The organism is Candidatus Viridilinea mediisalina (genome assembly GCF_002532535.1).
GTDB lineage: Bacteria > Chloroflexota > Chloroflexia > Chloroflexales > Chloroflexaceae > Viridilinea > Viridilinea mediisalina.
Map to the genome: position 1 here is coordinate 1 of NZ_NQWI01000039.1, position 14212 is coordinate 14212.

The following is a 14212-nucleotide window of genomic DNA, read 5'->3' on the forward strand; positions in this document are numbered from 1 at the left end:
TACCCCCTATTTCCTACCCCCTATTTCCTACCCCCTATTTCCTACCCCCTATTTCCTACCCCCTATTTCCTACCCCCTATTTCCTACCCCCATGCACATTCTCTGGCTCGATCCATTTCATGGTGGCTCTCATGCGGCGGTAGCGGCGGGCTACGCGGCCCGTAGTGCCCATCAGGTGACGTTGCTGACTCTGCCTACGACGGGGGGGTGGCGCTGGCGTATGCGCGGTGGGGCGGTGACGTTGGCGCGTTTGGCGCTTGCATTGCCGCAACGCCCTGATCTGATTGTGGCTAGTGATATGCTTGATCTGGCGACGTTTCGGGCTTTGACGAGCCCACAGTTTGCGGGGATTCCGGCACTGGCCTATTTTCATGAGAATCAGTTGACCTACCCTTTGCCAGCGGGGCGGCAACGCGATCTCAGTTTTGCGTGGATCAACTATACGACGGCGCTGGTAGCCGATGGGCTGCTCTTCAATTCGGCCTTTCATCGCCAAGAATTCTTGGCGGCGCTGCCGGGTTTGTTGGGGCGTTACCACGATTTCCGTGAGTTGGAGACGCTGCCCTGCATTGCGGCCAAGAGTGAGGTGTTGCCCCCAGGAATTGATTTGGCTGCCCTCGACGGCCCAGAGGAAGCAGACGCACTCACTGGCCCCCCGGTGATCCTCTGGAATGCCCGTTGGGACTACGATAAGCAGCCGGGGGTCTTTTTTGCGGCCTTAGAGCATTTGGCCGCCCAAGGGGTGGATTTTGGCCTGATTGTGGTGGGCGAGCAGATCGATCCGCGTGATGCGAGCTACCTAGCGGCCAAAGCGCGCTGGGCGGCGCAGACGCTCCATTGGGGCTATGCGCCTACACGGGCCAGCTATGGGGCGCTGTTGCGCCGCAGTGCGCTAGTGGTGAGTACAGCGATCCAGGAGTTCTTTGGGATTGGTGTCCTCGAAGCTATGTACTGCGGCTGTGCTCCGGTACTGCCCAACCGTCTCAACTACCCCGCCTTGCTGCCCAGTGAACTGCATGCCGCTTGGCTCTATACGGGTGATGCGGAGGATTTGGCTGAGACGCTGGCCCATGCCTTGATCCGCTGCCGCAGCGTACCGCGTAGGACGTGGCGCAAGCTGGCTGAGCGTTACGACTGGGCCCAGTTGGTGGTTCACTATGATCCGCTGTTGGGGAAGTATGGATCAGGCTCAACTCATCTTGACACCCCAAATCACGCGCCCGTATAATGAACGTATATGGACAGCACAACCTTCGAGCAACTCGTTGTTGAAGCGATTGAAGATCTCCCGCCTCCGTTTGGCGATTATCTCGAAAATGTCGAGATCATCGTAGCGCGCCGCCCCACGCGCGAACAGCGGCGGGCATTGGAACTCAAGCCCTGGCATACGGTCTACGGGATGTACGATGGTGTCCCGTACACTGAGCGCACGGGCGGGATGTTGCTGTTGCCCGACACGATTGTTATCTTTCAAGATGCGCTTCAGCGCGATTTTCGCACTGCCGCTCAACTGCGTGAGCAGGTACGCCGCACGGTGCTGCACGAGATTGCTCATCTCTTTGGCATCAGTGACGACCGGCTGCGTGAGTTGGACGCTTACTAAACTATGCGCCGTTTTCCTTTGCGTATTGCTATTTTGAGCTTGATCTACCTTGTTGCCCTAGGTGTGGCCGGAGCGCTCTTTGTGCAGACCTTCAGCTTGGCCCAGCGTCTTCCTCAGGCGCCGGTGCAGGCCGCGATGTTGCCGGAGTATACGCCGACGCCGGTACCGACAGCGGCACCGTTGATCATTCTGCCCACCCCGGTGCCCCCAACGCCGGTGCCTACCGCTGAGGCCCCTGAGCCGGAGCCGGTCAATTACCATCCCAAGAGTGGGCGCTACGTTGTTGTCTGGCTCCCCGCCATCTTTCAGGGGGCGGCACGCGATTCCTTCTTCGCCAATGCCGATATTATTGACGATATTAGCCCCTTCTGGTATACCCCAGACGCCAGTGGGCGTATCTTTGGCAACCGCGATGATGAGTTGGTGCGGATTGCCCACGGACTGAATATTCGCGTAATTCCTTCGATCCATAATGTGACCCATGATCCCAATATTGTGGTCAACATTTTGCGCGATCCCGGTCTGCGTGCCCGCCACGTTCAGTATATCGTAGACGAAGTGGTAGCCCGTAACTATGATGGGATTGACATTGATTATGAGAGTCTGGCTGCTTCGATGCGGCCCTACTATACCGCCTTTATTCAGGAGTTGAGTGTGGCCCTGCGTCAGCACGACAAGTTGCTCACGGTGGCGGTGCATGCCAAATCGAGTGACTACGGCGGGCTCGGTGGTTTTCAGGATTGGGTGGCGATTGAGCCCTATATTGATCAATTGCGTATCATGACCTACGACTACCATTGGCGTGGGAGTGGCCCTGGGCCAGTTGCGCCTGGCTATTGGGTTGATGCAGTGACCGAATATGCGGCGAGTGTGATGGATCCTGGAAAGGTCTTTTTGGGCGTTCATTTCTATGGCTACGACTGGCCACCTTCTGGTAATGCGATTGCGCGGCCCTGGAGCGTCATTGAGGACATCATTAACCAACAGGGCGCAACGGTCAATTTTATGGAGCGTAATAGCTTTGGGCCGGTGCAAGAGAGCTACTTCAACTACAATTCGGCCCAGGGTGTGCGCCAAGTCTGGTTTATGACCGCGACAGGTCTGGCTTCAAAGATCCAGACGGTACAAGAGCGCGACCTTGCGGGGATTGCGATCTGGCAGCTTGGCTATGAGAAACCGGAATATTGGCAGACGGTACGTGAGCATATGGTGAATGATCCAACCCTGGTGCAGCGTGCATTGCGTCCTTTGATCCCTGAACACTAAATGACCATTAGCGAACAGGCCATCCGCGCCAACGAACATGAAGCCCAACGCTTGTACCAGCGCGGTGTCGCAGCGGCACGCGGTGGTCAGCGGCGGGTTGCGGTAGGTTTATTGACCCGTTCACTGCGCCTGAATCCTGACAGCGAGCAGGCGTGGCTCTGGCTCAGTGGGGTGTTGGACGAGCCGGGTCAACAGGCGTTTTGCCTTGAGGCGGTGCTAAAGCTCAACCCGGAGAACCAGCATGCGCTGCGTGGGCTGCGCATGCTTGAGCAGCGTGGTTTAGCGCCGGGGGTGGTTCAGCCCGCACCTGGCCTCGATCAGCCCAGCCCGGCGTCGGCCATTGATGATGCGGAGCGCCGCGATTCTTGGTGGGTCAGTTTTCGCCGCAACCGCCACGAGATGAACCGGGCGCGCCTGCTGCTCTGGAGTTTTCCAATTGCGCTTGTCTGTGTGGCGATTGTGCTCTACCAGAGTTTTGTCTTCGCCTTGGAGCAGAGTTTGGCGGCACAGGTTGCTGCCCCTACGCTCGATGAGGTTGTGGTTGAAGTTGTAGAGCCGGTAGCCAATCCGTTGCCGACGATTGAGCCGATTCTGGAAGCCGAACCGCTGGCTGTGGTTGAAAGCTTGAGCGTGGGCTATCTGAATGCCTTGGAGCCGGTACGTGAGAGCTTGCGCGTCGCGACGGCCACCTACCACGACGAGACAACGCGGCTTGTAGGTGGTTCGGTGGGGGCAGCGACGGCCAACCAGCGCCTGCGAGCGGCGGTTGATGATGCGATTACCGCAATGGATGCGCTGCGCCCCCCCGCAACGCTGCAACAGGCCCACGACGACTATCGCCGGGGGCTTGAGTTGCAGCGCGAAGGGCTTGATGCGGTCTTGGTCTTCTTTAGTAGCTACGAAGTTGCCAACGCCAACCGTGCTGCGCTCCGCTTCCAAGAATCACGCGCCTACATCGAGCGTGCCCAAAGCTCCTTCGCGGCCCAATCGCAACTCTTGGCTGAACTGAGCGCCCTCTCGGCGCAGACGGCGCGGTGAGATTGGGGCTTCGCCCCAAACCCTATTTTTTTCTTCCGGTTTGGCGGCGAAGCCGCCAAACCGGAAGAAAAAGTAGGTCGCCGTAAGGCAAAATTCAAGGGAAATCTCATGACCACCCAAAGCATCTCCTTCTATGAGCGGGTTGAGCATGCCCTCAAGGATGGCATGCTGAAGACGGCGTTGGAACGGGCGACGACGCGCTTTATTAGCAATCGGACGTTGGCGCTGGCGGCACTTAGTGAGGAAGCGGTGCTGCGTAATCAGGCGCGGGCGTTGCGGGCCCATGCGCTGGCGCACCTCGATACGCTGCTGGAGCGTTTGGCTGTCCAGGTGGAAGCGCGGGGCGGCCATGTCTGTTGGGCGACGGATGGTGCCGCAGCATGCCGCTATATCACTGAGTTGGCCCGTGAGCGCGGCGTACAGAAGGTGGTCAAATCGAAGTCTATGGCCTCGGAGGAGATTCACCTGAACCATGCGCTTGAAACAGCGGGCGTAGAGGTGGTCGAGACCGACTTGGGTGAGTATATTATCCAGTTGGCGGGCGAGACCCCTTCGCACATCATTGCCCCTGCCATCCACAAGACCCGTGAGCAGGTGGGGGCGCTCTTTGAGGAGCATCTGGGGATGGCGCCAACCACGGAGGTTCCGCCGATGATCCGGGCGGCGCGCCAAGCCTTGCGTCAGGAGTTTCTCCAGGCTGATATGGGGATCAGCGGGGTGAACTTCGGCGTGGCCGATGAGGGCGCAGTGGTGATTGTGGAGAATGAGGGCAATGCACGCCTCACGACGAGTGTGCCGCGCATCCATGTGGCGATTATGGGGATTGAGCGCATCTGCGAGCGGATGGACGACTTGGGCGTGTTGCTACAGGTGCTAGGCCGTTCGGCCACCGGCCAGAAACTGAGTGTCTACACGAGCATCATCAACGGCCCGGCACGCCCCGACGAGGCCGACGGCCCGGAGGAGTTCCACCTGGTGCTGCTCGACAACGGGCGCTCCAAGATGCTCGGCGGCCCCTACGCCGAAGCGCTGATGTGCATCCGCTGTGGCGCATGCCTCAACGCCTGCCCGGTCTACCAAGCGATTGGCGGCCACGCCTATGGCGGCGTCTACTCCGGGCCAATTGGGGCGATTTTGACCCCCCTGCTACAACCTGATCTCCCGGATGTCCACATGCTCCCGCAGGCCAGTTCGCTCTGCGGCGCATGCCAAGAGGTCTGCCCGGTACGCATCGCCATCCCCGACCTGCTCTTGCGCCTACGGGCCGACGCGGTGCGAGCGGGCAAGGCCGACGCGGTGGAGCGAGCGGCCATCCAGAGCTACACGACAACCATGAAGAACCCGACGCTCTACCGAGCGAGCGGGCGGGCAGCGCGGATTGGGGCGCGCTTCTTAGAGCGCCAAGGGCGCATCCGCCGCCTGCCGCCACCGCTGCACCTCTGGACACGCAAGCGCGACTTCCCGGCGCTACCGCGCCAGAGCTTCACGGAGTGGTGGGAGCAGAGGGGGCGGTAGCTGATGCCCTCCTACAGATGCTAATCGTAGCCGAATTAGGAAGGGTAAGCGAGGGAACCTAGTTCCCTCGCTTACCCCCTCCGTCCTAAGAGGTTCAGCCTTGAGCAAAAAAAAGAAGAAGATCAAGTCAAATCGTGCCAGCGGAAAGCTCCCAGCGATGCACATCAACTTGGTATGATACCAGTTACAAGTAATGAGTGACGAGTGACAAGCAGGCTATACCTCATTGCAATGCGGTCTGACGTAATTTGCTATACGGCATGTTCAAGGGTAATGGGTATGATACGTGCTACACGGTGATCATGCAACGTTCGGCAATCGGCAATCGGCAATGGTATAATCCCCCCCATGACCACACCACAAACCTCCTCCTTCCACCAGGCGCTCATGGCCTATGCCGCTGAGCTTACGGCGCTCTATGGCCTGTTGCCCAAGGCACATCCTGAAGATCAGCTTAAGGGGCCGATCAGCCGGGTGATTGCGGCGGCGGGTGCGGCCCTCTCCATCGCGCCGGTGCAGGTCTTGAGTGAGGTGCAGGTGGCTGATGTGGGTGGTCGCCCCGATTTGGGGGTGGTGCTCGATGGCCTCTTGGTTGGCTATGTTGAACTTAAGGCGCCTGGTAAGGGTGCCGAGCCTACGAGATTTAAGGGCGATGATAGGGCGCAGTGGGAGAAGTTTAAGAATCTGCCTAATCTGATCTATTGCGATGGCAATGAGTGGGCTTTGTATGCCAATGGTGCGCCGGTAGGTGGCCTTGTGCGGATGAGTGGCGCGGTGACGAGTGCTGGCGCTGCGGCGGTGACCATGCGGGATGCAGTTCAATTGTTGGAACTTTTGCGTACCTTTTTGCGCTGGGAGCCGGTGGCCCCCACGACGCCCCGTGCGTTGGCGGAGCTGCTTGCGCCGCTCTGTCGCCTGCTGCGCGAAGATGTGCGTGTGGCGCTGCAAAAGGGCGATTCGGCACTGGCTAATCTGGCGAAGGATTGGCGTGTCTTCTTCTTTCCTGAGGCGGATGACCAGCAGTTTGCTGATGCCTATGCCCAGACCTTTAGTTATGCTCTGCTGCTGGCTCGTGTTTCGGGGGCGCAAGAATTGACAACGAGTAACGCGGTTAGTGCGCTGCGTCCGGGTCATCGTTTGCTCTCCGATACGCTCCGCATGCTGGCCGATGCTGATGCGCGGGCGGAACTTGAGGTGCCGGTGCGTCTGCTGGAACGGGTGGTTGCAGCGGTTGATCCGCGCCTCTTTAGGCCGCAGAGTGGCGATCCCTGGCTCTATTTTTACGAAGACTTTTTGGCTGCTTATGATCCCAAGATGCGCAAGGATCGTGGGGTCTACTATACGCCCTTGGAGGTGGTGCGCTGCCAAGTGCGCCTCGTGGCCCAATTGCTCGCCGAACGCTTCGCTAAGCCCTTCGCTTTTGTGGATGAGGGCGTGGTGACGCTCGACCCGGCCACTGGCACGGGAACCTATCTGCTTGCCGCGTTGCAGTATGGCCTCGATCAGATTGTCGCTGTGAAGGGGCGTGGCAAGCGTGCCTCTGCCGCGACGACGGCTGCCGAGCAGATGCACGCCTTTGAGTTGCTGGTTGGCCCCTATGCGGTGGCCCATTTGCGCCTCACGCAGCAGATTCTGGCTGAGGGTGGCACCCTGCCCGCTGATGGGATTCACGTCTATCTGACTGATACGCTCGAATCGCCCCATGCTAAGCCTAAGGATTACCTGCCGTTGCCCTATAAGCAGTTTGGGATTGAACAGCAGCGTGCCCAAACGATTAAGCGTGATACGCCGGTGTTGGTTTGCCTCGGCAATCCGCCCTACGATCGCCAGGTGATCGATGCGGCGACGGTTGGGCAGCGGCGTAAGGGGGGCTGGGTGCGCTTTGGCGATCCGAGCCAAGATGAGAGTGTTCAGCCGCTGTTGCACGACTTTCTTGCACCGCTTGAGGCGGCGGGGACGACGCTGCACGCTAAGAGCCTCTACAACGATTATGTCTACTTTTGGCGTTGGGCGCTCTGGAAGGTGTGTGAACAGCAAACGAGTGGCGGCATCATCAGCTTTATTACCGCATCATCATACCTGCGCGGCCCTGGTTTTGCGGGCATGCGCGAATTGTTGCGCCGTAGCTTCGATGAAATCTGGATTATTGACCTTGAGGGTGATCATCGTGGGGCGCGCAAAACTGAGAATGTCTTTGCCATCCAAACCCCGGTAGCGATTGCGGTGGGCCTACGCACACCACAGACGACCGAAGATACCCCGGCGAACGTCTACTACACCTGTATCACCGGCAGTCGCAAGGAGAAGCTGGCGGCCCTTGAGGCGGTGAACCGCTTCGGTGACATCCCTTGGCGCTCATGCCACAATGCTTGGCAAGCGCCCTTTCTGCCCACCTTTCCGACCAACTACTGGTCATGGCCCTGCTTGACCGACCTCTTCCCTTGGCAAACCAATGGGATGCAGTTCAAACGCTCATGGCCGATTGGCGAGACGCCAGAACTGTTGCAGCGGCGCTGGCGGGAATTCTTGGCGCTACCGCCACAACAGCGCGGTGAGGCGCTGCGTGAAACTGATGCACGCACGGTATCGCGTGTGGTGAAGAGTCCTGCGCTGCCAGACATAGAACTGCCTGCGCTTGCCAACCTCCCAGCAGACAGCCCCAGTCAACCGATTGTGCGTTATGCCTATCGTAGTTTTGATCGCCAGTGGATGATCCGTGATCATCGCCTGTGTGACCGACCACGTCCGGCTTTGCAGGCGGTGTATGGCAAGCACCAAGTCTACCTCACCAGCCTGCTCACCGACGTTCTAGGTAAAGGGCCGGGCGCGGTTGTGACCTATCTGTTGCCCGATCTACATCACTTTCGCAACCGAGGTGGCAAAGACGTCATCCCCCTCTGGCGTGATGCTGCCGCTACCGAAGCTAATCTGCCTGCCGGGCTGTTGGCTGTACTCGAAGCAGCGTATGGCCAGCCGGTCAGCCCGGAACGCTTCCTGGCCTATACGTATGGCATTTTGGCCAACCCGGATTATGTTGAGCGTTTTTGGGAGGAGTTGACCATACCCGGCCCGCGTTTGCCGATCACCAAAGACGGGAAGCTCTTTAACGCTATGGCCGATCTGGGGGCCGAGTTGATCTGGCTGCATACCTTTGGCGAACGTTATGTTCCGCCGGGCCGCAGCGCTGGGCGGGTGCCTTATGGTACGGCCCAGATTGAGGTGGCGGTTCCCCAGAGCAAGGAGGAGTATCCCACAACCTATGCCTACGAGCCCACCAAGCAGGAATTGCGGGTTGGGAAGGGGCGCTTTAGTAGGGTTGCGCCAGAGCTTTGGGCGTTTCAGGTTTCGGGGATGCCGGTACTTGCCTCATGGCTCAGTTATCGCATGCGTAAACGTTCGGGTAAGCGTTCGTCGCTGCTTGATGAGCTGCGGCCTGAGTGCTGGAGTTTCGACGATGAATTGCTCGATCTGCTCTGGGTGCTAGAGCATACGCTTGCTAGATTGCCCCTGGCAACGGCCCTGAGTGAGCAGATTTGCGCTGGTGCGACCTTTGAGGCCAGCGAGTTGCCCAAGCCCAGTGCGCGTGAACGGCAAGGCCCCACACCTCCCAGCATAGCAACTAACCATGCCCTACCGGGTATGGAGGATGCTCTTGCTGCTGAACACGATGAAGTTGATGATGATTGAGGCTGTTTGCGATTGTAGATTGTAGATTGTAGATTGCAGATTGCCGAACATGGCGTCCCAATAGGCTTTCGCGTTCTTGATCATGGCGAGCGGGCGATAAGCGCTACGCTTGTAGGGTGCGCGAGGGAACATGGTTCCCTCGCAGCATCCCCAGCGCAAAAAAGAGTGTTGTCTGCGCCGAACGCCTACTTCTCATCAGGATCAAGCCGGGTGGTTTCGCCTGTACTCGGTTCACTGGGGCGTGCCGTTCCGCCTGGGCTTGCGCCGTCTTCGCGGGTGCGGGCGATGAAGGCCGCGAGTTGATCGTTGAGCTGTGAGATGCCGCGAGCAAGGCTCTCTTGGAAGTCTTGGGCAACCTTATTCTGCTGGGCCTGATTGACCGCCTGCTCGCCACGTTCAACAAATTCCTGAAACTTGGGGCTCTCCTGGATCGATTTTGCAGCCGAGTGGAGTTGGGTGCCAATCTCTTTCAGCCCAGCCGAGACATCCTGCTGAATCTGGCGGGCCTTTTCGGTCTGGAGGACATTGCGAAAGAGCGTCTCGATCTGTTGGCTTAGTTCGCGCAACTCGTTGGCGATCTCGCCCTGCGACTGTTTGGACTGGTCATCGTTCGGCGGTTGACTCATAGAGGTCTCCTCTGTTACAGCTTGGGGGTGTGCAGCGCATCTTGATGCCGCAAACCTATTTTCTACTTCTTCCTTCCCTTAGGGATGGCGCATTATCCGCCGCAGCAGCCAGAGGCTGCCTGCGGCAACGAGCATGCCGACACCAAGGGCGCTACTGGGGCTGCTGCTGGGGGCAAGGGGCGTTTGGGCCTTGATGCTGACTTGGGTAACCGGCAGGCCACGCTGCTGTGCGGCGGCATAGGCAGCGATATGAGTGAGACGATCCGGCCCAGCGGTAGCAATGAGGTCGCGTTGATCAGCGTGAAAGAGCGCCAAGCCCAAAGCGGGGTCGCGCACTTCGGGCGCAATGCGCCGTGCGGTCGTGTTGAAGATCAACTCGCGTAGGCTGTGGGTTGGGCGCTCACGGTAACCAAGCACAACCGCATGCCCTGGTGCGGCTGCACAGAGCTGCGGAAGCTCACGAAGGCTCGCAGGCCCACTCAGGTCAAGCGCAGCGATATACTGGCCACTGGCGGCCCCCCATGCATCATGCAGCGCACGACGGTAGCCGAGGCGGCGTGTGAAGCGCAAGAGTGCCACATGCTGATGGGTTGCCGCTAGGCGATCGGCAATGCGCGCGGTTTCGTGGTCGCTCGCATCATCAACAATGATAAGCTCATAGGTACTAAGGGCTTCCCCGGCTAAGGCCAGCGCCTCGGCTACGGCCATCGTTAGCCGCTTGCCCCCTCCGTTGGTTGGTAGAATGATTGATAGTTTGATCGCTTCCACGACTCGGCCCCCGTGATGGTTAGGGAAGGATACAGAAAGTAAAAAGTAGGGTTGCGGCACCGCTGGATGCGCTGAACGCATCCAGCGGTGCCGCAACCCCTCATTTCCTTTCGTGTTGGCGGCGAAGCCGCCAACACGAAAGGAAATGAGGGGTTTTCAGGCGAGGCTTCGCCTCCCCCACCCCCCAGCAGGGGCTTATCATACTAGTATAGCATAGCGTTGAGGGGAACCATTGAGAGACTTGGTACGTCATGTAGAGGGAATGGTGCTAGGCTTTACCATAAAGGAGTTTGATGATGACAACCCAACGTATGATGCTCGGCTTGAGCCTTTTGTTGCTTTTGGCGCTGGTTGGCTGTGGTGCTGGTACGGCGGCACCGAACGGGCCCACTCCGGCGGATCCGACCCTACCGCCCGTCGAGCAACCCCAAGAGGCTGTGCCTGCTCCGATTACCTCCGAGTTGCCCCCGGAATGGCTGGACGCGATGATTGCCGATCTGGCTGCGCAGCAGGGTGTTGATCCTGAGCAGGTTAGCCTCGCTGAGGTTGAGTTTGTAACCTGGCCCGATGGCGCGCTAGGCTGCCCACAGGAGGGCATGTTCTACCCGCAAGTACTCATTGATGGCTTCCGGGCTGTCCTTGTCGCTGATGGGGTTGAGTATGCCTACCATGGTGACCTTCAGGGTGGCTTTGTCTATTGTGAGTAGATTAACGCTAACGGAAAGACACAGAAAACAGGAAATAGGAAATAGGAAATAGGAAATAGGGCTGAGGCTTCAGAACGCCTTGGATGCCTCAAGACTATAACGTATCCTGAAACCATCCCTAGAGCCCTTTGGGACGCCATGTTCGGCAATCTACAATCTACAATCTACAATCTACAATGGCATTATGGCCAGCGGTAGCTCATGCCCGGTGGCAGGTGCAGGCTTTCGTCGCCGAGCCGCCCAAGGTTGATCTCGTCGCTGCCGGGGGCGCGTTCAAGGCGTGCCCCGCTGCTCCATTGGACAATCCAGCCGTTGCGTAGCATTTCGCCGCTGATGGCCGGGCCGAGGGCGCGGTAGTCGGCTGGGGCAGGGGCGAAGCCTGGGCAGAGTTGCTCATCTGCACGTGAAGCATCAAGGCATGTGGTGCTGCGGATGGTTTCGGCGAGGTAGTGTAGGCTGCCCAATTCACGCGGGGTGACATGCTCGCCGCGCAGTTCTAGGCAAGCATACTCGTAGCATTGTAGCTGGCCCCAAGCAAAAGGCACCACCGGGGTGAGTGGTAGCCCTGCACGGCTGGGGCCGCCCAGTTCGGCCCAGGCACGCAGCAGACGCGCCGGTACGAAGTGGCCCGTCGCTTCAAACTCCATGCCGCCCTGCCAGATGCTCTCTAGCTCGATTACGGCTTGAGGCGCAACCAGTGGCCCGTCCGCTATCTGTAGCCCGACGGCAAGCTGGTAGCGACCATCGGGTAATGCTTCGGGGAGCTGTAGCGGCTGCATATGCTGGACGGGTGCCGCCACAGGCCATTGCGCTGGCGGGTAGACACCGTAGAGCAACGGGCGTTCACTTGTGAGCAATGGATAGCCGTCGGGCGTTTGGAGTTGCAACGTCACACTTACGGGTTGGGTCAAGCCAAGGGCGGCACTGCGTTGCCACACGAGGCTTATGGCTACGAGACTGCCAGGTTCGTAGGTGTTCCCTACAGGTTCAGCCAGGTGGATCCCATGCAACGCGAGGCCGTCTGTGGCTATACGTTGCTCTGGGATGGGTTGTAGCGCACCGACCGCCACGGGACGATAGAGTTGGAAGGTGCCAATGGCGTAGTCGTAGGCATAACGACGTTGCATAACCTCAATAACACCAGGGGTTAACCAGTTGCCCAAGAAGTCAATCACGGCTAAGGGGATTTCGCCATTGGCCAATTCGTGCAGTAAGGATGTTTCAGTGGCGAGACCCTGATCAAACAGTTGGCGCGCTTCAAAGGCTTGCAGACGCGATTCGACGCCTGCGGCGGCGGCAACGCCGGGCATGTCGCTGAAGATGCGCGGCCCGGCGGCCTGCACTTCATCGCGCAGCGCAGCACCCACCCGCGTCTGCGCCGCAAGCACGTCGCGCTCGCGCATCATGTCGCTCCAGAGCCCATGAGGCCCCAAGATAAACCGTGGCGGGCTTGGTTCGAGCAGGCCCGCAGGCCGTAGCCGCGTCGCATCCCAGAGGGGCGGGTAGAAGAGCAGGGCGAGGACAAGCAGGCAGTAGATGGCGGGGAGGATGTAGGGAAGAGGAAGGAGGAAGGAGGAAGGATGAAGGAGGGGATGCTGCATTCCCCCCCTCTCCCACGTTGTGGGAGAGGGGGCCGGGGGGTGAGGGCCATCTCGGGCATCCCGATAGCCTATTCGTGGCTTCAAGAGCAAATCTTCTGTCCGCCTATGAACATACCCAGGCATGGAGATTGCGGCGCTATACAGGCCCAGGGTAAGCAGCCAGATCAGCCCGGCGTAGAGTTCAAGAAAGTAGTTGCTGTAGGCACCCACTTTGCCAATCCCAGCGGCAGTGACGATGCCAAACAGGGTGTAGAGCATGGGCAGGATGAGGCTTGCGTCCAGACGCTCAGGTGCTGCACTGCGCTCGCTCGAACGTTGGAACCGTGCGAGCTTGCTGATCAAGAGGCTACTCAGGAGTGCTGCGGCAGCAAGGGGCCAGCGTAGGGCTAACTGCTGTTCCCAGAAACCTTTGGCCAATGCAAACTCCCAGCGGTTGGCATTGGCCGCAACGACATGGAGCGCAAACCAGCCGCCACTGGCCCATTGGAAGAGCGCGAAGAATCCGCCGCCAACGAGGGCGAGGGTGGCGCTGAAGAGGATGAGTGGGAGTACGGGAGAGCGAGGGGGCGGGAGCGCGGCAGCGCGGCAGCGCGGCAGGGCGAAACGCAAGTTGAGCCAGAGGAGCCAGAGCAGGGCCGCAGCCGGGGCGGCGATGAGTGAGGGTTTGACAAAGAGCGAGGCGGTGAGCAGCAGGGCGGCAAGGATGCTGCGCCCCGCAGTGGGTGGCCCACGCCAACTCAGTACGACTAAACCCCACAGGCCCAAACAGAGTCCCAGCATATCTACGCGCATCAACACGGCCCATTCGCGCACAATGGGAATAGTAAGGAAGAAGAGCGCCGGGTAGAGCGTCAAGCCTACTGTACGCCATGAACGCTGTGCGGGTATGGGGGTAGCGCGTTGGGCCAGCAGCGCAAGAGCAACAACACTCGCCAAGGTACTGAGCAGCGCCACCAGTCGCCCGGCAATCAGGGGCGAGTTGGTGAGAGGCGTTAGTGCGGCGGTGACGATGAGGTAGAGCGGCGGGTAGTTGATGATCTGGAAGGGCGCAAGGCTGGGATCACGATAGAGCGCCCAGATGCTCGTGCCAGCCAGCAGACGCGCCACTTGGGCCACGAGTGGCCCTTCGCCATAATCGAGCGGGAAGGGAAAGGTGAGCAACTGCAGCGCGTGGTCGGCAAAATAGATCAGGTAGGCGCCGACGAGCAGCATGGTGAGGAGTTGCGCCCCCCAGAGCAGACGGTGAGAACGTTGAGCCATGGGGCTATTATAATGCCCTATACAATGTTGCGAGGATGCGTGAGGCGAAGAGGCGAGTGCTTCGCGTCCTCGCGTCCTCGCGTCCTCGCGTCCTCGCAAACTGATGCCGCAAACCTATGTTCTATGTTCTCGTTTCTGTAT

The 14212-nt window shown here is 59.4% G+C and carries 10 protein-coding genes; 7 read left to right on the forward strand and 3 right to left on the reverse strand.

Annotated features, from left to right (window positions below):
- The first annotated feature begins 91 nt into the window (after positions 1-91).
- From CJ255_RS10240 to CJ255_RS10265, 6 genes are all read left to right on the forward strand, one after another.
- Positions 92-1228 carry a tRNA-queuosine alpha-mannosyltransferase domain-containing protein gene (locus CJ255_RS10240; protein WP_097644028.1) on the forward strand — a complete coding sequence of 379 codons (1137 nt, stop codon included), beginning with the start codon at positions 92-94 and terminating at the stop codon, positions 1226-1228.
- Between the two features lie 9 nt (positions 1229-1237).
- Positions 1238-1603, forward strand: coding sequence for a metallopeptidase family protein (locus CJ255_RS10245; protein WP_097644008.1), 366 nt, complete (start codon positions 1238-1240; stop codon positions 1601-1603).
- Between the two features lie 3 nt (positions 1604-1606).
- Positions 1607-2869, forward strand: a complete 1263-nt coding sequence (locus tag CJ255_RS10250) for a glycosyl hydrolase family 18 protein (RefSeq protein ID WP_097644009.1) — start codon at positions 1607-1609, stop codon at positions 2867-2869.
- Positions 2870-3907 carry a hypothetical protein gene (locus tag CJ255_RS10255; protein ID WP_097644010.1) on the forward strand — a complete coding sequence of 346 codons (1038 nt, stop codon included), beginning with the start codon at positions 2870-2872 and terminating at the stop codon, positions 3905-3907.
- A 108-nt stretch (positions 3908-4015) separates the two neighbouring features.
- Positions 4016-5422 carry a LutB/LldF family L-lactate oxidation iron-sulfur protein gene (locus tag CJ255_RS10260; protein ID WP_097644011.1) on the forward strand — a complete coding sequence of 469 codons (1407 nt, stop codon included), beginning with the start codon at positions 4016-4018 and terminating at the stop codon, positions 5420-5422.
- A gap of 348 nt (positions 5423-5770) precedes the next feature.
- Entirely contained in the window at positions 5771-9109 is a 3339-nt protein-coding gene (locus CJ255_RS10265) for a type ISP restriction/modification enzyme (protein ID WP_097644012.1), read from the forward strand.
- 185 nt (positions 9110-9294) lie between these two features.
- Here CJ255_RS10265 and CJ255_RS10270 read toward each other — a convergent pair whose 3' ends face one another.
- Both CJ255_RS10270 and CJ255_RS10275 read right to left on the reverse strand, forming a co-directional pair.
- Positions 9295-9735, reverse strand: a complete 441-nt coding sequence (locus CJ255_RS10270; RefSeq protein WP_097644013.1) for a hypothetical protein — start codon at positions 9733-9735, stop codon at positions 9295-9297.
- Positions 9736-9813: 78 nt separating this feature from the next.
- Positions 9814-10503 (reverse strand): glycosyltransferase, encoded by a 690-nt coding sequence (locus tag CJ255_RS10275; RefSeq protein ID WP_165774659.1) that lies wholly within the window; start codon positions 10501-10503, stop codon positions 9814-9816.
- A gap of 293 nt (positions 10504-10796) precedes the next feature.
- Here CJ255_RS10275 and CJ255_RS10280 point away from each other — a divergent pair, with 293 nt between their 5' ends.
- A complete protein-coding gene (locus tag CJ255_RS10280) occupies positions 10797-11210 on the forward strand; it encodes a DUF8738 domain-containing protein (RefSeq protein WP_124681898.1) in 414 nt (137 codons plus the stop codon).
- Positions 11211-11392: 182 nt separating this feature from the next.
- Here the strand turns inward: CJ255_RS10280 and CJ255_RS10285 are convergent, their stop codons facing one another.
- Positions 11393-14071: a hypothetical protein gene (locus tag CJ255_RS10285; RefSeq protein WP_097644016.1), complete on the reverse strand. Its 2679-nt coding sequence runs from the start codon at positions 14069-14071 to the stop codon at positions 11393-11395.
- Positions 14072-14212: the final 141 nt, after the last annotated feature.